General features: G+C 69.6%; 18 protein-coding genes and 1 riboswitch. Of the genes, 8 read left to right on the top strand and 10 right to left on the bottom strand.

Translation table 11 applies throughout. The features are described from left to right. Positions 1 to 48: 48 nt before the first annotated feature. Positions 49 to 209: riboswitch (FMN riboswitch) on the bottom strand. A 72-nt stretch (positions 210 to 281) separates the two neighbouring features. Next, on the bottom strand, positions 282 to 1,154 hold the full coding sequence (locus BGO15_RS10915; RefSeq protein ID WP_056207920.1) for an Fpg/Nei family DNA glycosylase: 873 nt from the start codon (positions 1,152 to 1,154) through the stop codon (positions 282 to 284). Between the two features lie 33 nt (positions 1,155 to 1,187). Further along, positions 1,188 to 1,754, bottom strand: coding sequence for a GNAT family N-acetyltransferase (locus BGO15_RS10910; protein ID WP_056207922.1), 567 nt, complete (start codon positions 1,752 to 1,754; stop codon positions 1,188 to 1,190). Positions 1,755 to 1,830: 76 nt separating this feature from the next. On the opposite strand from BGO15_RS10910, the gene BGO15_RS10905 reads away from it, so the two are divergent. Next, on the top strand, positions 1,831 to 2,661 hold the full coding sequence (locus tag BGO15_RS10905) for an alpha/beta fold hydrolase (RefSeq protein ID WP_056518653.1): 831 nt from the start codon (positions 1,831 to 1,833) through the stop codon (positions 2,659 to 2,661). Between the two features lie 18 nt (positions 2,662 to 2,679). Here the strand turns inward: BGO15_RS10905 and trpS are convergent, their stop codons facing one another. The 8 genes from trpS to sdhC all read right to left on the bottom strand — a co-directional run bounded on the left by trpS (position 2,680) and on the right by sdhC (position 10,573). Next, a complete protein-coding gene (trpS, locus tag BGO15_RS10900; RefSeq protein WP_048808893.1) occupies positions 2,680 to 3,684 on the bottom strand; it encodes a tryptophan--tRNA ligase in 1,005 nt (334 codons plus the stop codon). Between the two features lie 94 nt (positions 3,685 to 3,778). Then, complete coding sequence (locus BGO15_RS10895) at positions 3,779 to 4,624, bottom strand: exodeoxyribonuclease III (protein ID WP_056518675.1); 846 nt, start codon at positions 4,622 to 4,624, stop codon at positions 3,779 to 3,781. Between the two features lie 10 nt (positions 4,625 to 4,634). After that, complete coding sequence (locus BGO15_RS10890) at positions 4,635 to 5,846, bottom strand: YihY/virulence factor BrkB family protein (RefSeq protein WP_235557362.1); 1,212 nt, start codon at positions 5,844 to 5,846, stop codon at positions 4,635 to 4,637. Between the two features lie 9 nt (positions 5,847 to 5,855). Further along, positions 5,856 to 7,049 (bottom strand): MFS transporter, encoded by a 1,194-nt coding sequence (locus BGO15_RS10885; RefSeq protein ID WP_235557363.1) that lies wholly within the window; start codon positions 7,047 to 7,049, stop codon positions 5,856 to 5,858. 10 nt (positions 7,050 to 7,059) lie between these two features. Further along, positions 7,060 to 7,839 (bottom strand): succinate dehydrogenase iron-sulfur subunit, encoded by a 780-nt coding sequence (locus BGO15_RS10880; RefSeq protein ID WP_056207928.1) that lies wholly within the window; start codon positions 7,837 to 7,839, stop codon positions 7,060 to 7,062. Further along, entirely contained in the window at positions 7,839 to 9,674 is a 1,836-nt protein-coding gene (gene sdhA / locus BGO15_RS10875; RefSeq protein WP_045248230.1) for a succinate dehydrogenase flavoprotein subunit, read from the bottom strand. Before sdhA ends, BGO15_RS10880 begins: the two co-directional genes overlap by 1 nt. 18 nt (positions 9,675 to 9,692) lie before the next feature. Continuing rightward, positions 9,693 to 10,139, bottom strand: a complete 447-nt coding sequence (gene sdhD, locus BGO15_RS10870; RefSeq protein ID WP_045248231.1) for a succinate dehydrogenase, hydrophobic membrane anchor protein — start codon at positions 10,137 to 10,139, stop codon at positions 9,693 to 9,695. Beyond that, on the bottom strand, positions 10,139 to 10,573 hold the full coding sequence (gene sdhC, locus BGO15_RS10865) for a succinate dehydrogenase, cytochrome b556 subunit (RefSeq protein WP_235557364.1): 435 nt from the start codon (positions 10,571 to 10,573) through the stop codon (positions 10,139 to 10,141). The genes sdhD and sdhC overlap by 1 nt, the downstream gene beginning before the upstream one ends. Positions 10,574 to 10,758: 185 nt before the next feature. On the opposite strand from sdhC, the gene BGO15_RS10860 reads away from it, so the two are divergent. From BGO15_RS10860 to BGO15_RS10830, 7 genes are all read left to right on the top strand, one after another. Beyond that, a complete protein-coding gene (locus BGO15_RS10860; RefSeq protein ID WP_056208014.1) occupies positions 10,759 to 11,874 on the top strand; it encodes a mannose-1-phosphate guanylyltransferase in 1,116 nt (371 codons plus the stop codon). 179 nt (positions 11,875 to 12,053) lie between these two features. Continuing rightward, a complete protein-coding gene (locus BGO15_RS10855; RefSeq protein WP_056207933.1) occupies positions 12,054 to 13,166 on the top strand; it encodes a BMP family lipoprotein in 1,113 nt (370 codons plus the stop codon). Between the two features lie 87 nt (positions 13,167 to 13,253). Then, positions 13,254 to 14,756, top strand: a complete 1,503-nt coding sequence (locus tag BGO15_RS10850; protein ID WP_056518655.1) for an ABC transporter ATP-binding protein — start codon at positions 13,254 to 13,256, stop codon at positions 14,754 to 14,756. Then, a complete protein-coding gene (locus BGO15_RS10845; RefSeq protein ID WP_416361457.1) occupies positions 14,753 to 16,105 on the top strand; it encodes an ABC transporter permease in 1,353 nt (450 codons plus the stop codon). The genes BGO15_RS10850 and BGO15_RS10845 overlap by 4 nt, the downstream gene beginning before the upstream one ends. Next, positions 16,102 to 17,379 (top strand): ABC transporter permease, encoded by a 1,278-nt coding sequence (locus BGO15_RS10840; RefSeq protein WP_045248236.1) that lies wholly within the window; start codon positions 16,102 to 16,104, stop codon positions 17,377 to 17,379. The genes BGO15_RS10845 and BGO15_RS10840 overlap by 4 nt, the downstream gene beginning before the upstream one ends. Positions 17,380 to 17,447: 68 nt before the next feature. Continuing rightward, positions 17,448 to 17,849, top strand: a complete 402-nt coding sequence (locus BGO15_RS10835) for a cytidine deaminase (RefSeq protein ID WP_045248237.1) — start codon at positions 17,448 to 17,450, stop codon at positions 17,847 to 17,849. Next, positions 17,846 to 19,135: a thymidine phosphorylase gene (locus BGO15_RS10830; protein WP_056207937.1), complete on the top strand. Its 1,290-nt coding sequence runs from the start codon at positions 17,846 to 17,848 to the stop codon at positions 19,133 to 19,135. The genes BGO15_RS10835 and BGO15_RS10830 overlap by 4 nt, the downstream gene beginning before the upstream one ends. Positions 19,136 to 19,156: the final 21 nt, after the last annotated feature.

Genomic DNA, 19,156 nt, shown 5'->3' with positions numbered 1-19,156 from the left:
GTCCTGTCGGTGTGGACTCCGGGCAGGGTCGACGAGCGCACCGTGGTGCGCGTGCCTCCTCCCATCCGGACTAGATACGCCTGAGCGCCTCATCACCGTCGGTCCCGGAATTCCACCGGGTCGACCGCGACGGTGCCGATGTGGCACGGAAGTCGCGGCTCGCGGACTGTCACCGCCGGTTCGGATTCTCACCGACCCCGGAGCACGTTGCTGTACTCGAGTGTACTGAACGCCTCCGACACGGATTCATTCCGCGACATGTGGGGACCCGCAGCATCCGCTCAGTGCAGCAGCCGCGACATCCGCCGGTCGGCGAGCGGCGTGCCGCCGGTCTGACACGTCGGGCAGTACTCGAGCGAGCGCTCGGCGAAGAACACCGACCGCACCGTGTCGCCGCAGACCGGGCAGGTCTCGCCGCGCCGGCCGTGCACCTTCATGCCACGCCGCTTGGCGTCCTTCAGGTCGGCCGGGGGCTTTCCGGATGCCTCGGCCACCGCCTCGGCGAGGGTCGCGACCATCGCGTCGTAGAGCCGGGCGACCGTCGCCTCGTCGAGGGTCGCGGCGATCGCGTAGGGCGACAGGTGCGCGGCGTGCAGGATCTCGTCGGAGTAGGCGTTGCCGATGCCCGCGATCGTCGCCTGATCGCGCAGGAGCCCCTTGATCTGCGTGCGACGGCCGGAGAGCAGCGCCACGAAGGCGTCGCGATCGAACGCGGCATCGAGGGGGTCGGGCCCGAGGGTCGCGACCTGCGGTACGTCAGCGGGGCGGCGCACCACCGACACCGACAGCGACTTCTTGGTCGCCGCCTCGGTGAGATCGAACCCGGAGCCGTCGTCGAAGCCGACCCGCAGGGCGATCGGGCTGCGGCCCGGGCGGATCACTGTCGCCGGGAGTGCGTCGTACCAGCGCAGCCACCCCGATTTGGCGAGGTGGAACACGAGATGCAGGTCGCCCGCTGCCGCGGTGGCCGCGATGTCGAGGAACTTGCCGTGCCGCGCCACGCCCGACACGACGGCTCCCTCCAAGGCATGCACCGGCGGATCGAACGTCTTCAGCGCGGCGACGGCCGTCACCCGCACGGTGCTGAAGGTGCGCCCACGCAGCCGCCCGTCGAGAAACTCGACGAGCCCCTGCACCTCCGGCATCTCCGGCATGCGGCCATCCTCGCACGGGTGGATGCCAGCGGGTCAGTCCCCGAGCGGCGGCCAGGGCCGCGGCATCCGATCATCGCTCGCGAGCAGCCCGCCGGCCCAGGCGTCGAAGCGCTCGCCGGCGCCGTTGAGCAACGACTGGCGCAGAAGGCCCTCGTAGCGGATGCCCACGGCGCGGGCGAGGCGTGCGGAGCCGATGTTGCCGACGACCGCCCGCCATTCGATGCGGGACAGCGCCGCGCCGTCGGCGGCGAAGCCGAACGCGATGACCTCGCGCGCGGCCTCCGTCGGGAACCCGCGGCGCCGGCCGCCCGGGGCCATCCAGTAGCCGATCTCGGCGTTTCCGCGCGCGACGCGGTGCAGACCGATCATGCCCACGAGCTCGTCGTCGTGACGGATGCCCCAGGTGAGCTCCGTGCCGTCCTCCCACCACCCGGCGGCCTTCTCGACGAACCCGACCGCGTGCTCGCGCAGGTAGGGCGTCGGCACGGTCGTGTAGCGCTGCACGTCGGGGTCCTGGCAGGCCGCGAAGATCGCGTCGACATCGTCGGACGTCGGAGGCGAGAGCGTGAGCCGGGCGGTGTGGAGCGTGACGGGGGTCATGCCCCGAGAGTAGCGGCGGGGTGCGTGCAGGGAATGCGGGGGCTCGCTACGATCGCCCCGTGAAGGACGTGCACGGATGCCGCTCTCGCTGACCGCGCGCGGCGCCATCGGATGGGATGAGACCGGGCGCGCCGACGACCCGCCGCTCGTGCTGATCCAGGGGCTGGGGTCGCAGCTCGTGGGCTGGGCGCCCGGGTTCACGCGCCTGCTGGCGGACGCCGGGTTCCGGGTCCTCCGCTACGACAATCGCGACGTCGGCCTCTCGCAGCGCTTCCCGGCCGGCGGGTACACCATCGGCGACCTGGCCGATGACCTCGAGGCGCTCCTCGACGACCGCGGCATCGCGGCCGCCCACGTCGTCGGCCAGTCGATGGGCGGGATGGTGGCGCAGGAGCTCGCGCTGCGGCATCCCGAACGCGTGCGGTCTCTCGCCCTCCTCTACACGACCGCCTCGCCTCGGCACCTGCTGCGCGCCGACGTGCTCGACGAGGAGAGCGTGCTCCCGGACCCGCTCGCGCCGACCACCCGGGAGCGGTTCATCCCGTACTACGTGCGCGGTGAGGCGACCTGCGCGTCGAGGGTCTACCCGCAGGACACCTCGTGGCTCACCGAACTCGCCGGCACCGTGTGGGATCGCGGCTGGGAGCCGGACGGCGCGGCGCGGCAACGGGCCGCGATCCGGGCGAGGGGGGACCGGCTCGATGCGGTCGCGGCGATCACAACCCCGACCGTCGTGCTCGCCGGTGATGCTGATCAGCAGATCGACGCGGCCGGGTCGGTCGAGTTGGCCGCCGCGATTCCGGGCGCGCGGCTGCACATCTACCCCGGACTCGGCCACGAGATCGCACGCCCCGTCTGGGACGACCTGGTCGGACGCATCGCCGCGAACGCCGCGCGCGCGTCCTGACGCGCCGCGGCGGGTGGCTCACCGGCGGCGCAGCAGGCCGATCTTGTCGTAGACCGCGTCGAGGGTCGCGTCGGCGACGGATGCCGCACGCTCGGCGTTGGCCGCGAGCACCCGGTCGAGCTCGGCCTCGTCGGACAGCAGCGCCAGCGCACGCTCGCGCACCGGACCGAACTCCGACACCACGACCTCGGCGAGGCCCTTCTTGAAGTCGCCGTAGCCACGACCCGCGTACTCGTCCTCGATCGAGGGGATCTGGCGTCCGGTGAGGGCCGCGTAGATCACGAGCAGGTTCGAGACGCCGGGCTTGTTCTCCCGGTCGTAGCGCACCGAGCCCTCGGAGTCCGTCACCGCGCGCATGACCTTCTTGGCCGACACCGACGGCTCGTCGAGCAGCCACAGCACGCCCGCGTCGGACTCTGCCGACTTCGACATCTTCGCGGTCGGGTTCTGCAGGTCGTAGATGCGTGCGGTCTCCTGCTGGATCATCGGCACGGGCACGGTGAAGGTCTCGCCGAACCTCGAGTTGAAGCGCTCCGCGAGGTCGCGGGTGAGTTCGACGTGCTGCTTCTGGTCGTCGCCGACGGGCACGACCGACGCCTGGAAGAGCAGGATGTCGGCGGCCATCAGCACCGGGTAGGTGAAGAGTCCGACCGTGGTGCCGTCGGTGCCGTAGCGCTGCGACTTGTCCTTGAACTGCGTCATGCGGCTCGCCTCGCCGAAGCCGGTGAGGGTGCCGAGCACCCACGCGAGCTCGGCGTGCGCGGTGACGTGCGACTGCACGTACAGCGTCGACTTGGCGGGCTCGATGCCCGCCGCGATGTACTGCGCGGCCGTTCGGCGGGTCTTCTCACGCATCTCGGCGGGGTCGAACGGCTGCGTCAGCGCGTGCAGGTCGACCACCGAGAAGTACGCGTCGTACGACTCCTGAAGGTCGCGCCACTGCAGGAGGGCCCCGATGTAGTTGCCGACCTGCAGAGAGTCGGCGGAGGGCTGCATTCCCGAGTACAGACGCGCTTTGGTCACTCCCCGATTCTAGGGCGGTCGGATGCCGCGCCCCGCGGCATGCGGACGGCGGCGGGCCCCGCATCGGCAGGGCCGAGATGACGACAGTGCGCTCTCAGCGACCGATCGCGTAGTCGGCGACGACCGGGGCGTGATCACTCCACCGCTCGGCGTAGGTCGCCGCCCGCGCCACGTGGTAGCCGCTCTCGCGTGCCGCGAGCGCGGCGGTCGCCAGGTGGTAGTCGATGCGCCAGCCGGTGTCATTGTCGAACGCCTGACCGCGGTTCGACCACCACGTGTACGGACCCTCGACCTCTCCCGCATGACGGCGGCCGATGTCGACCCAGCCGAGACCGGTGCCGGTCGAGCCGTCGACACCGACGACCTGTGCGCCCTCGTCGCCGAGGAACCGGTCGACATAGGCCCGCTCCTTCAGCAGGAAGCCGGCCTTCTTCTGGTTCCCTCGCCAGTTCTTGATGTCGAGCGGGCGGTGGCCGACGTTCAGATCGCCCGTGACGAGCACGAGCGCACCGCCGGCGGCGAGGCGCGACATGCGCTCGGTCATCGCGTCGAGGAAGCCGTACTTCGCGTCCTGGCGCGGGGTGCCGTCCTCCCCGGAGTGCACGTAGGCGCTCACGACGGTGACGGTCTCGCCGTCGACCTCGAGGTCGGCCTCGATCCAGCGCCCCCGGGAGTCCACGCCCTCGCCGAGGTCGATGCGCGATGCGGCCGCAGGGATGCGGGACAGTACCGCGACCCCCGATCGCCCCTTGCTGAGCGACTCGTCATGCACGATGTGCCACCCGGGCAGCAGCTCGGTGATGTGCGTCGTTTCGGCGCGCACCTCTTGCAGCGTGAGGATGTCGACGCCGGCACCGTCGAGCCAGCCGGTCATGCCGTTGCGCACGGCCGCCCGGATGCCGTTGACGTTGACACTGGCGATGCGGACGGAGCGGGGCACGGGCTCCACCCTAGCGGCGGCCTCCGACGTCCTCGCCGTCCTCGGCCTCGAGCTGCTCCACCTCGAGTTCGGCCTGTGCGACCCGGCGGCGTGCGGCACGACTGCGCCACCAGGGAGCCTCGGTCTGCTCCTGGCGTGCGCGCCGCAGGTCGACCCGTGCGACGACCAGCCGAGCCTCACGCTCGATCGCGCGTCGCTCGGCGTCGGAGGTCGGCACGATCGCGACGTGGCGGTCGGCGGCGGCGACAGCGATCCACGCCGAGGCCACGAGGATGACCACGCCGACCACCCGGAACAGGAGCAGGAATCCGATGAAGGCCGTGAACGTCGCGAGCAGCGGATTGCGCGGGGCGTAGAGCAGCAGCAGCCCGGCGCCGAGCTGCACGATCGCGAGCGCAGCGCCGCCCATGAGCGACCCCGGCAGAATGCGTCGCCATCGCAGCGCGGCGCCGATCAGGAACCGGTAGAGGGCCGCGAGGGCGGCCGAGTTGATGACGAAGGCGACGAGCAGAGACGCGCCGCGCACGCTCACGCTCGACCAGAACGAATCACCGTCCAGCCCGAGCAGCGACCACACGAGATCGATCGCCCAGGTCGTGAACGAACCGACCACGGCGCCGAGCAGGAGCGCGACGCCGAACACCAGCGCCGCGAGGAAGTCGCGTGCCTTCAGCAGCACGTACGACCTCGAGTCGTAGGGCAGGCCGAAGATGTCGCGCACCGCGCGGCGCGCGTAGGTCACGAAACCGATCGCGGTCCAGATGACGACGATCGCGGCCACGGCGCCGGTCACACCCAGCAGGCCGCGCCCGCCGCTCGCGACATCCTGCACCTGGTCGGTGCTGACCAGACTCGACTCGCCGCCGATGAGACCGGGGATGTACCGGTTGATGAGGTCGATGAGACCCTGCACGGCCTGGGGAGAGCCGCCGAGCCACAGACCCACGGCGGCGAACGCGAGGTAGAGCACCGCGAAGATCGCGAACAGCGACTGATAGCTCATTCCGGCGGCGAGCAGCAGGCCGTTGCGCTGCAGGAAGAGCCGCCACACCCGCACGGGGAACCACCCGAGCGTGCGCCGTGTGACCCGCGTCGCCTGGGCGATCGGCTCGTCGAGACGCTCCCGCACGACCCGCTGCGCGTCCTGCAGGCGGGCGCGCACACGCTCGGCGAGCTCGCGCTCCTCGTCGGCCGGGTCGGTCCGACCCCGGTCGGTGGTCACGGACCCAGACTAGCCAGCGTCAGCCGCGGTGACGGATGCCGCGGGCCGCCGCAGTCGTCGGAGCACCGGCAGCACGGCGGCGAGGGCCACCGCGGGCAGCAGAAATCCGAGCGCCAGCCCGAAGACGTCGCCGAGGAACCCGACCAGCACGGCGCCAGCGATCGCGCCGGCGTAGTTGAAGAGGTTGACCCGCGCGATGATCTCGTCGCTGCGCGCGGGATCGAGCTCGCCGGTCGCGCCGAACGTGATCGGCACGAGGGCGCCGACCGCCACACCGGCCAGGGCGAAGCCCGCGATCGCGGCACCTCCCGCCGGGATGAGCGAGACGACGAGGCATCCGATAACCGACACGATGAGCGCGGCGGCTGCCACCGTGGCGCGAGGGAGCGTGCCGAGCAGGCGGTCGGTCACGAGGCGGGTCACCAGGATCACCACCTGGTACAGCGCGTAGCCGAGCGGGGCGACCGCAAGTGTCGTGCCGAGGTTGTCCGTGAGGAGGATCGAGCTCCAGGTGCTCACCGCCGAGTCGACGGTGAACGCGGCCAGGATGATGAATCCGAGCGCCCAGATCGCGCGGTGCGGGAGCGCGGTGCGCTCCGCGGCGACAGCGGTCTCGGGCGCCGCCTCGCGGGCGAAGAAGCGCAGCCCCGCGAGGGCGACGAGCAGCGCGATCGCCGCCGCCACGACGAGCGCGACACCAGCGGTCGTCGGGGTCAGCGAGAAGGCCGACACCAGCAGGGCGCCGACGATCGCGGCGGCCGTGTACGCGGCGAAGAACCCGCCGAGCAGGGATCGGCCGTACGCGCGCTGCACCACGACGCCCTGCATCGCCGACGCCGCGTCGACGCATCCGAGACCCACGCCGTAGACGACGAAGGCCGCCACGAACACCGGGAACGGCACGGGCAGCGCCGCCGCCGGAAGCGCTATCGCCTGCAGCACGAACCCCGTCGAGAGCGCCACGCGCGCGCCCAACCGTGTCGCGAGGGCTCCGGCGAGCACCGATCCGCCGGCGGCGGCGACGCACACCCCCAGGATGATCAGATTCACGACCGTGTCGTCGATCTGCTGCCGGTTCTTCAACGTCGGCAACGACGTGACGACCACCGCGTAGCCGAGACCCTGCGTCGCGTAGGCGGCGGTCACCGCCACGCGGGAGGCGCGCGGCATCCGCTCACTGCCGGGGGAAGGAGCGAGCGGCACCGCCATCACCTCACGGCTTGCCGCGCAGAACCGCCTGCTTGACCTCGGCGATCGCCTGCGTCACCTGGATGCCGCGGGGGCACGCCTCGGTGCAGTTGAAGGTCGTGCGGCAGCGCCACACGCCCTCCTTGTCGTTGAGGATGTCGAGACGCACGTCGCCCGCGTCGTCGCGCGAGTCGAAGATGAAGCGGTGCGCGTTGACGATCGCCGCCGGTCCGAAGTACTGGCCGTCGGTCCAGAACACCGGGCACGACGAGGTGCACGCGGCGCACAGGATGCACTTGGTCGTGTCGTCGAAGCGCTCGCGGTCGACGATCGACTGCACGCGCTCCTTGCCCTTCTCGGGGAGCGAGTTGGAGATGAGGAACGGCTGCACCTCGCGGTAGGAGGCGAAGAACGGCTCCATGTCGACGATGAGGTCCTTCTCCAGCGGCAGGCCCTTGATCGCCTCGACGTAGATCGGCTTCGAGATGTCGAGGTCCTTGATCAGGGTCTTGCAGGCGAGGCGGTTGCGGCCGTTGATGCGCATCGCGTCCGAACCGCAGATGCCGTGGGCGCACGAGCGGCGGAAGCTCAGCGAGCCGTCGACCTCCCACTTGATCTTGTGCAGCGCGTCGAGGACGCGGTCGGTCGAGTAGACCTCGACGTCGTAGTCCACCCAGCGCGGCTCTTCGTCGACCTCAGGATTGAATCGACGCACGATGAAGGTGACCAGGAACGCCTGGATGCCGGTGTCGTCCGCCTCTTCGAGGTTCGCGACGGCGTCGGGATCGACGAGAGCGGTGGACATCAGTACTTCCTCTCCAGCGGGGGATAACGCAACTCGCCGGCCTCGTTCTTCGTGAAGACGACCGGCTTCCAGCCGAGCGCGATGTGGTCCTCCGGGCTCGACGAGTGCGGGTCGCCCGAGAGGTAGGCCATCGTGTGCTGCATGTAGTTCTCGTCGTCGCGCTTCGGGAAGTCGTCGCGCATGTGACCGCCGCGGCTCTCCTTGCGGTTCTTCGCGGTGACGACGACGACCTCGGCGATGTCGAGGAGGAATCCGAGCTCGACGGCCTCGAGCAGGTCGGTGTTGTACCGCTTGCCCTTGTCGTCGACGTGCACGTTCTTGAAGCGCTCGCGCAGCTCCTCGATGACCTCCAGCACCTCGCCGAGCGACTCGTCGGTGCGGAACACCTGCGCCTTGCGGTCCATCTCGTCCTGCAGCGTCTTGCGCAGCACCGCGATGCGCTCGGTGCCCTCGTTCGTGCGCAGGCCCTCGATGAGCTCGCGCACCTCCTTCGCGGGGTCCTCGGGGAGGGCGACGAAATCGGCGGTCTTGACGTACTCGACGGCATTGCGGCCGGCGCGCTTGCCGAACACGTTGATGTCGAGCAGCGAGTTGGTGCCGAGGCGGTTCGAGCCGTGCACCGACACGCACGCGCACTCGCCGGCGGCGTAGAGGCCCGGCACGACGGTCGTGTTGTCGCTGAGCACCTCGGCGTTGTTGTTCGTCGGGATGCCGCCCATCGCGTAGTGCGCGGTCGGCATCACGGGAACGGGCTCGACCACCGGGTCGACACCCAGGTAGGTGCGGGCGAACTCGGTGATGTCGGGGAGCTTCGTCTCGAGCACCTCGGCGCCGAGGTGGGTGCAGTCCAGCAGCACGTAGTCGCGGTGAGGACCGGCGCCGCGGCCCTCCGCGACCTCCTGCACCATGCAGCGGCTCACGATGTCGCGCGGCGCGAGGTCCTTGATCGTGGGGGCGTAGCGCTCCATGAAGCGCTCACCCGACACGTTGCGCAGGATGGCGCCCTCGCCGCGAGCGCCCTCGGTGAGGAGGATGCCGAGGCCGGCGAGGCCGGTCGGGTGGAACTGGAAGAACTCCATGTCCTCCAGCGGCAGGCCCTTGCGCCAGATGATGCCGACGCCGTCGCCCGTGAGGGTGTGGGCGTTGGAGGTGGTCTTGAAGATCTTGCCGAAGCCGCCGGTCGCGAAGATCACGGCCTTCGACTGGAACACGTGCAGGTCGCCCGTGGCGAGCTCGTAGGCGACCACGCCCGCGACCTTCGTCGAGCCGTCCGCATCCTTCACCGTCACGAGGTCGAGCACGTAGAACTCGTTGAAGAAGTTGATGCCGAGCTTCACGCAGTTCTGGAACAGCGTCTGCAGGATCATGTGACCCGTGCGGTCGGCCGCGTAGCAGGCGCGGCGCACGGGGGTCTTGCCGTGGTCGGCGGTGTGGCCGCCGAACCGGCGCTGATCGATCTTGCCCTCGGGCGTGCGGTTGAACGGCAGGCCCATGTTCTCGAGGTCGATGACGGCGTCGATGGCCTCCTTCGCGAGGATCTCGGCCGCATCCTGGTCGACGAGGTAGTCGCCGCCCTTGACAGTGTCGAAGGTGTGCCACTCCCACGAGTCCTCTTCGACGTTGGCGAGCGCCGCCGCCATGCCGCCCTGCGCCGCACCCGTGTGGGAGCGCGTCGGGTAGAGCTTCGAGATGACCGCCGTGCGGGCGCCCGGACCGGCCTCGATCGCCGCGCGCATGCCGGCGCCACCGGCGCCCACGATGACGATGTCGAACTGGTGGTAGTAGACCCCGTCCTTCAGGACGGGCGCGGTGTCGGAGGCGGTGTCAGTCGTCATGATCGCAATCGGTGAGGCTCAGGAAGCGCTGCAGAAGTCGGGGAGAAGGTTGGCGGCGGCGCCGGCCGGGCACGGGTCGAATGTGAAGACGACGAGCGTGCCGAGGAGGATGAGGAAGGCCGCGACGAGCCAGATCGCCCAGATGAGCGTGCGTCGCACGCCGTTGTGGGTGACGTAGTCGTTGGTCACTGTGCGCATGCCGTTGGCGCCGTGGATGAGGGCCAGCCACAGCATCAGCACGTCCCACCACTGCCAGAACGGCGAGGAGAGCTTCCCGCCGACGAACGCGAAGTCGATCTGGTGGATGCCTTCGCCCGTGAGGAGGTTCACGAACAGGTGGCCGAAGATGAGCACGATCAGCAGCACGCCCGAGACGCGCATGTAGATCCAGCCCCACTTCTCGAGGTTGAGGCCCGTGCGGCGCGGCGCGGTGTGCGGGGCGCGCGGGTCGGCGATGGCGGTCATCAGTGCCCCCCTCCCGTCGCCGAGAAGACGTTCATGAGGTGGATGGGCGCGAAGCCGAGCATCGTGATCAGCCAGATCACCAGCACGACCCACCACAGCTGACGCTGGTACTTGGCGCCCTTCGACCAGGCGTCGACCAGGATGATGCGCAGGCCGTTGAACGCGTGGTAGGTGATCGCGGCGACCAGGATCGTCTCGCCGACGCCCATGACCTGGTTCTTGTAGGTGCCGATCACCGCGTTGTACGCATCGGGGGAGACCCGGATGAGCGCGGTGTCGAGGATGTGCACCAGCAGGAAGAAGAAGATCGAGACGCCGGTGATCCGGTGCAGTACCCACGACCACATGCCCTCGTGTCCGCGGTACAGCGTTCCGCGCGGGACTTTCGATGTGGTTTCCGAGATCTGCGGCGTGACACGCGCTGGTGCAGACACGACGGTCCTCCCTGTTCGAACACGGTCGGGGCAGACGTTGCCCCCGGAGGCAGAGCCCCCTGGCGTCACTCGGGCGCTGGGTCTCATCCTATGCCGAGCATGTGCATCGGTTCGCGTTAGGCAGACCTAACTGTCTTGATATCGAGATAAACGGGAGCGTCATCCGACACCGCTACTCTGTGGCCATGACCGAGCCGATCCCCGACTTCTACGCCGTCATCCCCGCCGGAGGGGTGGGATCACGTCTCTGGCCGCTGTCGCGTGCCGACGCACCCAAGTTCCTCCACGACCTGACCGGGTCGGGGCACACCCTGCTCCGCGACACCTGGAACCGTCTCGAGCCGCTCGCCGGACACGACCGCATCGCCGTCGTCACCGGGCGTGCGCATCGCGCGGCGGTGGAGGCCGAGCTTCCCGGCGTGCTCGACCGCAACGTCATCCTCGAGTCGGAACCACGCGACTCGACCGCCGCCATCGGGCTCGCCGCCGCCATCCTCGTGCGTCGGGAGCCCGACGTCATCATCGGATCGTTCGCGGCCGACCACGTCATCAAGGTGCTCCCGGTGTTCACCTGGGCCGTGGAGCAGGCCGTCGCCGTCGCGCGCGAGGGATACGTGTGCACGATCGGCATCCAGCCGACCGAGCCGTCGGTCGGTTTCGGGTACATCCGCAAGGGTCAGATGCTGACCGTCGCCGGTGCTCCGGAGGCGGCACTGGTCGACGCGTTCGTCGAGAAGCCCGACGCGGAGACCGCGCGCGGCTACTTCGCCGATCGCGGCTACCTCTGGAACGCGGGCATGTTCATCTCCCGGGCTGACGTGCTCCTCGCCGAGATCGAGGCGAACGAGCCCGAGCTGCACGCCGGACTCATCGAGCTCGCGGAGGCGTGGGACGACCGTGATCGTCGAGGCCCCGCCGTCGACCGCGTCTGGCCGCGCCTGAAGAAGATCGCGATCGACTACGTGGTCGCCGAGCCCGCCGCCGCGAAGGGGCGACTCGCCGTCGTGCCCGGCCATTTCGACTGGGACGACGTGGGCGATTTCGCCAGCCTCGCCAAGCTCAACAGCAGCGGCCGCAAGAACGAGCTCGCGATTCTGGGGGAGAACGCCCGCATCCTCGCCGACGCGTCGAGCGGGATCGTCGTCTCGCAGACCTCTCGGGTCATCAGCGTCATCGGCGTGCAGGACATCGTGGTCGTCGACACCGAGGACGCGCTGCTGGTGACCACGAGCGAGCACGCGCAGAAGGTGAAGGGGATCGTCGACGCCCTCAAGCTCAGCGGTCAGGGCGACGTGCTCTGACCGAGCGGTCCGAGCGCGGCCCGATGGCGCGCATGAGCATTTCGCGGCGTTCTGTTAAGTGTTTGTAACCATTCCGTACCAGGTGTTGGCCAGGACAACAATTCGCCCGACGCGATAGGTAACTTCGACTCGTCCCGACTCCCCGCGACATCCGCGGGGTACCGATTATGGAGGAACGAGTGACCATCTCAACCACCAAGAAGATCGCCGGCGCAGCCACCGCCGCCGGGCTTCTCGTGGCTCTCGCCGGCTGCGGATCCGCGCCGACGGCCACCAGCACCACCACCGCTCCCGCTGTCGCGGGCTTCAAGCCGTGCATCGTCTCCGACGCGGGCGGCTGGAACGACAAGTCGTTCAACGAGTACGCCAAGAAGGGTCTCGACGAGGCTGCCGCGACCCTGGGTGTCACCCCGGTCGAGGTGCAGTCGAGCTCCGCGAACGACTACGCGCCCAACCTCGAGAGCCTCGTCGCCGCGAACTGCACGCTGATCATCTCGGTCGGCTTCAACCTGGCCGCCGACACCGTGAAGTCCGCCCTCGCGAACCCGAACCTGCAGTACGCGATCGTCGACGACAGCGCCGACCTCAACAACGACGGCAAGACGGATGCCCCCAACATCAAGCCGCTGCTGTTCAACACGGTCGAGGCGGGCTACCTCGGGGGCTACGCCGCCGCCGCGTGGTCGGCGCAGGACGGCGTGAACAAGGTCGGCACCTTCGGCGGCATGCAGATCCCGCCGGTGACGATCTTCATGGACGGCTTCATCGACGGCGTGCAGAAGTACAACACCGACAAGGGCGCGAACGTCCAGACGTTCGGCTGGGACGTCGCCTCGCAGAAGGGCGTCTTCACCGGCGGCTTCGAGGCGAACGACACCGCGAAGCAGACCGCGAAGAGCATCCTCGACCAGGGTGTCGACGTGATCCTCCCCGTCGGCGGACCGATCTACCAGAGCGCCGCTCAGGCGATCAAGGAGTCGGGCAAGAACACCGTCATGCTCGGTGTCGACTCCGACCTCGCCGTCGCCGACCCCTCGGTCGCCTCGGTGCTGCTCACCTCGATCACCAAGCACGTCGACAACGCCGTGCGCGACACGGTGATCGCGGCGGCCGCGGGCAAGTACGACCCGACCCCGTACGTGGGCACGCTCGCCAACGGTGGTGTCGGTCTCGCCGACTTCCACGACTTCACGAGCAAGCTCCCGGCCGGTCTGACCGACGAGCTCGCGAAGCTCCAGAGCGAGATCATCGCCGGCACCCTCACGGTGACGTCGCCCAGCTCGCCCAAGTGATCTGATCACCCAGCTGCGGCCGGGGACGCGTCAGCGCCCCCGGCCGCAGTCCGTTGTCCACGACACCTCGATCGATAAGGTGCACATATGAAGCTCGAACTCCGTGGCATCACGAAGCGGTTCGGAGCACTCGTCGCCAACAACCACATCGACCTCACGGTCGAGGCGGGCGAGATCCACGCTCTCCTGGGGGAGAACGGCGCCGGCAAGTCCACGCTCATGAACGTGCTGTACGGCCTGTACCAGGCCGACGAGGGCGAGATCCTCCTCGACGACGAGGTGCAGCACTTCCGGGGTCCCGGCGACGCGATGCGCGCCGGTATCGGCATGGTGCACCAGCACTTCATGCTCATCCCCGTCTTCACGGTCGCCGAGAACGTCATGCTCGGCCATGAAGAGACCAAGGGTCTCGGCACACTCGACCTCGCGAAGGCGCGAGCGCGGGTGCGCGAGATCGCCGACCGGTTCGGGTTCGACGTCGATCCCGATGCCCGCGTCGAGGACCTCCCCGTCGGCGTGCAGCAGCGCGTCGAGATCATCAAGGCGCTCTCCCGCAACGCACGCGTGCTCGTGTTCGACGAGCCGACAGCTGTGCTCACCCCGCAGGAGACGGACGAGCTCATGGTGATCATGCGCCAGCTGCGCGACGAGGGCACCTCGATCGTGTTCATCACCCATAAGCTGCGCGAGGTGCGCGAGGTCGCCGACCGCATCACCGTGGTGCGCCTCGGCACCGTCGTCGGCGAGGCGAGCCCCACCGCGTCGAACGCCGAGCTGGCGTCGATGATGGTGGGTCGCGCCGTCGAGCTGCGCGTGCAGAAGGATGCGGCGACCCCCGGTGAGGGCGGGCTCGCCGTGCGCGACCTGCGCGTCATCGACCCCGCGGGCGTCGTCGTCGTCGACGACGTCAGCTTCGACGTGCGCCCCGGTGAGGTGCTGGCGATCGCCGGTGTGCAGGGCAACGGCCAGACCGAACTGTCCGAAGCCATCGTGGGCCTCCAGGCGCGCGTCACCGGGTCGGTGCGGCTGGGCTCGGTGGAGCTCGTCGGCAAGAGTGTGCGCGGCATCCTCGACGAAGGTGTCGGGTTCGTGCCCGAGGACCGTACGCACGACGGTCTGGTCGGCTCGTTCTCGGTCGCCGAGAACCTCATCCTCGATCGCTCTGCGGATGCCGCGTTCAGCGTCGCGGGGACCATTCGCCGCGGAGCGCTCGATCGCTTCGCCCGCGACCGGATCGCCGAGTTCGACATCCGCACCCAGGGACCCCAGACGCGCGCCGGCGCGCTGTCGGGCGGCAACCAGCAGAAGGTCGTCATCGCGCGCGAGCTCAACCGCGAGCTCAAGCTCTTCCTCGCCTCGCAGCCCACCCGCGGCGTCGACGTCGGCTCGATCGAATTCATCCACAAGCGCATCATCGACACGCGCGACGCCGGCATCCCGGTGATCGTCGTCTCGACCGAGCTCGACGAGGTCACCGCCCTCGCCGACCGGATCGCGGTCATGTACCGCGGCGCGATCGTCGGCATCGTCCCGGGGGACACGCCCCGCGACGTGCTCGGACTCATGATGGCCGGGGAGGCAGCGGCGTGAACGACAACACCCCCGGGAGCACCACCCCCGACGCCGGCGGCGAGCAGCTGCCCGCGGCATCCGGTCCCCTCACCGGCCACGCGGTGACCGCCGACGGCCCCGCGGCACCGGTCGCGGGCGCCGCCGTGCCGCCGCCGCCCCGCTCGAACCAGCTCATCCGCGAGATCCTGCGGGGGAGCGTCGTCACCACGATCCTGGCGGTCGTCCTCGCGATGCTCATCGGCGGCATCCTCATCGCCGTCACCGACCCGAAGGTGCAGGCCGCGGCCGGCTACTTCTTCGCCCGGCCCGGCGACACGTTCGTCGCGCTGTGGACCTCGATCTACGGCGCGTACGACGCGATGTTCCGCGGGTCGATCTTCAACGCGACCGCGCCGACCTTCGAGGCGGCCATCCGCCCGCTGACCAACACGCTCGGGTTCGCGACACCGCTGATCGCGGCGGCGCTCGGCGTCGCACTCGCGTTCCGGGTCGGCCTGTTCAACATCGGCGCGCGCGGTCAGATGCTGATCGCCGCGGCGACCGCGGCGCTGGTCGCCTTCAACCTGAACCTGCCGATGTGGATCCACATCCCCGTGACGCTCCTCGCGGGCATCGCCGGAGGTGCGATCTGGGGCGGCATCGTCGGGCTCCTCAAGGCGCGCACGGGCGCCCATGAGGTCATCCTCACGATCATGCTCAACTACGTCGCCTACTACCTGGTGTCGTGGCTGGTGCGCACCCCCGGCCTGCTGCAGAAGCCGGGCACCAACCAGCCGATCTCGGCGCCGACGCCCGAGACGGCGCAGTTCCCGGCGCTGTTCGGCGAGCAGTTCCCGCGCCTCGACTGGGGCTTCGTGGTGGTCATCATCGCGACGATCTTCGTGTGGTGGCTCATCGAGCGCTCGAGCCTCGGCTTCCGCATGCGGGCCGTCGGCGAGAACCCTCACGCAGCCCGCGCTGCGGGCATCAACGTCAAGCGCGTCTACGTCTACGCGATGCTGTTCGCGGGCGCGCTGGCGGGACTTGCCGGCATGAACCAGATCATGGGAACGGTCACGAGCGGGTTCGACGGCGGCATCGACGCCGGCATCGGTTTCGATGCGATCACCGTCGCGCTGCTGGGGCGCAGCTCGGCGTGGGGCACTTTCGCCGCCGGCATCCTGTTCGGTGCGCTCAAGTCCGGATCGTTCACCATGCAGGCGAGCGAGGGCATCCCCGTCGACATCGTGCTCGTCGTGCAGTCGCTCATCGTCCTGTTCATCGCGGCGCCGCCGCTCGTGCGCACGATCTTCTTCCTCCCGAAGGACGAGGCCGAGCGTTCCGCGCGGGCGAAAGCCCGCCTGGCGAAGAAGGCGGTGGCTCGATGAGCGTCGCAACCCTCGCGGCATCCGCGGTGCCCCACCTTGTGGTGCGGGTACGCCGTATCAAGCTCCCGGTCACCCTCACGATCGTCACGGTCGGTCTCGCCGCCCTGTTCCTGTTCGCGCCGCGCGACGGGCAGAGCGTCTTCCGGCTGAGCGACGACGCAGCGGTCATCGCCCTCGGCGATGTCGCCGTACCGTCGGCGCCGACGGCGTGGATCACGGTGGCGATCCTCGCGCTCCTCACGGTCTGGACGTGGCTGGATGCCGCGGCCTACCGCCGATCGAACCTGGCCGTGCCGATCGTCTACGCGATCCTGGCCGTGTTCGCCTTCCTCACCTGGTCGGCCGCGGGCGGTCTCGTTCCCGTCACGGGCCTGCTCTTCGGTGCGATGTCGCTCTCGGTGCCGCTCGTGTTCGGCGCCCTCGGCGGCGTGATCGGCGAACGGGTCGGCGTCGTGAACGTCGCGATCGAAGGGCAGTTCCTGCTCGGCGCGTTCGCGGCGGCCGTCATCGGCAGCATCACGCAGAACCCCTTCATCGGGCTCCTGGGCGCCATGGTGGGTGGTGTGCTGGTGTCGTTCGTGCTGGCCGCCTTCAGCATCAAGTACCTCGTCGACCAGGTCATCGTCGGCGTCGTGCTCAACGTGCTGGTCACGGGTCTGACGAGCTTCCTCTACGGCGTCGTGCTCGCGAACAACGAAGCGGCACTGAACAGTCCCGTGACGTTCTCGCGGTGGAAGATCCCGGTGCTCGGCGACATCCCGGTGCTCGGTCCGGTGCTGTTCGATCAGCCGTTCATCGTCTACCTCATGTACGCGGCCGTGATCCTCGTCGCATGGGGTCTGTACCGCACGCGCTGGGGCCTGCGCCTGCGAGCGGTCGGTGAGCACCCGCAGGCGGCCGACACGGTCGGCATCAGGGTCAACACGCTGCGCTTCTGGAACGTCTCGCTGGCGGGTGCGATCGCCGGTATCGGAGGCGCCTACTTCACGCTCGTCTCGGTGCCGCACTTCACGAAGGAGATGACCGCCGGCCTCGGCTTCATCGCCCTCGCCGCGGTGATCTTCGGACGCTGGGACCCGGTGCGCGCCGCGCTCGCGGGGCTGCTGTTCGGCTTCGCCACCAACCTGCAGAATCTGCTCACCGTGCTGAAGACCCCGATTCCCAGCGAGTTCATGCTCATGCTGCCCTACGTCGTCACGATCCTCGCGGTCGCCGGTTTCGCCGGTCAGATCCGGGGGCCTGCGGCTGCCGGCAAGCCGTACATCAAGGGCTGATGAGCGGATGCCGCGACCCGCGGCATCCGGTTCATCACCCCTCGCACCCGACACCACGGAGGTCAGCCATGCCCGACATCGACTGGGACGCCCTGCGCGTCGCCGCGAACGACGCGATGCGCCGCGCGTATGCGCCGTACTCGAACTTCCCCGTGGGGGCGGCGGCCCTCACCGACGACGGTCGCATCGTGTCGGGATGCAACGTGGAGAACGCGTCATACGGCGTGGGCCTGTGTGCAGAGTGCGGTCTGGTCTCGAACCTGAACATGACCGGCGGCGGACGACTGGTGGCGTTCACCTGCGTCGACGGTCACGGCGCGACGCTCATGCCGTGCGGGCGCTGCCGCCAGCTGCTGTTCGAGTTCTCGGCGCCCGGGATGCTGCTCGAGACCGTGTCGGGTGTCCGCACGATCGAGCAGGTGCTTCCGGATGCCTTCGGTCCCCGCGAGCTCGAGGAGTACGCCCAGTGAGCGTGGAGCCGTTCGACGCGGTCGACGTGATCCGCACGAAGCGTGACGGCGGCGCCGTGCCCGAGGACGCGCTGCGCTGGATGGTCGACGCATACACGCGCGGCTACGTGTCCGACGCCCAGATGGCGTCGTTCGCGATGGCGGTGCTGCTGCGCGGCATGGAGCGCGACGAGATCCGTGTGATGACCGACGCGATGATCGCGTCGGGGGAGCGGATGAGCTTCGACGGCCTCGGCAAGACCACCGTCGACAAGCACTCCACGGGCGGGGTGGGCGACAAGATCACCCTGCCGCTGGCTCCTCTCGTCGCCTCGTTCGGCGTCGCCGTGCCCCAGCTCTCGGGCCGTGGGCTCGGGCACACGGGCGGCACGCTCGACAAGCTCGAGTCGATCCCCGGGTGGCGCGCGGCGCTGTCGAACGAGGAGCTCACCGCGCAGCTCGCCGGCGTCGGCGCTGTCATCTGCGCCGCCGGCTCCGGGCTCGCCCCCGCCGACAAGAAGCTCTACGCGCTACGCGACGTGACCGGCACCGTCGAGGCCATCCCGCTGATCGCCTCGAGCATCATGTCGAAGAAGATCGCCGAGGGCACGGCCGCCCTCGTACTCGACGTGAAGTTCGGCTCGGGCGCGTTCATGCAGGACATCGATCGTGCGCGCGAGCTCGCCCGCACGATGGTCGCCCTCGGCACCGACTCCGGGGTGGCGACCACGGCGCTCCTCACCGACATGAACACGCCCCTCGGCCTCGCCATCGGCAACGCCAACGAGGTGCGCGAGTCGGTCGAGGTGCTCGCCGGCGGCGGTCCCGCCGACGTCGTCGAGCTCACGATCGCCCTCGCCCGGGAGATGCTCGCGCTCGCCGGGCTGCCCGACGCCGACGTCGAGGGCGCGCTCGCCGGCGGCGCCGCGATGGACGCCTGGCGGCGCATGATCGTCGCGCAGGGCGGCGACCCCGACGCATCCCTGCCGGTCGCCCGCGAGACGCACACCGTCACCGCCGCGCGCGACGGGGTGGTGTCTCGGCTGGATGCCCTGCCGTTCGGAATCGCCGCGTGGCGCCTGGGAGCCGGACGCGCCCGCGCCGAGGATCCGGTGATCCACGCGGCCGGCATCGACCTGCACGCCAAGCCGGGCGACGCCGTGCGCGCCGGCGACCCGCTCTTCACCCTGTCGGCCGACGACGACGCCCGTTTCGAGCGCGCGCTCGCCGCTCTCGACGGCGCCTACGAGATCTCGGATGCTGCGCCGGCCCGCGCGGCGATCGTGAGGGAGCGGATCTCCGCCTGACCCGTCAGAATGATCGGTGGG

It is taken from the genome of Microbacterium sp. 71-23, from assembly GCF_001897265.1.
Taxonomy (GTDB): domain Bacteria; phylum Actinomycetota; class Actinomycetes; order Actinomycetales; family Microbacteriaceae; genus Microbacterium; species Microbacterium ginsengisoli.
Note: the sequence above shows the minus strand (reverse complement) of the source record. Positions and strands in the feature narration are given on the sequence as shown.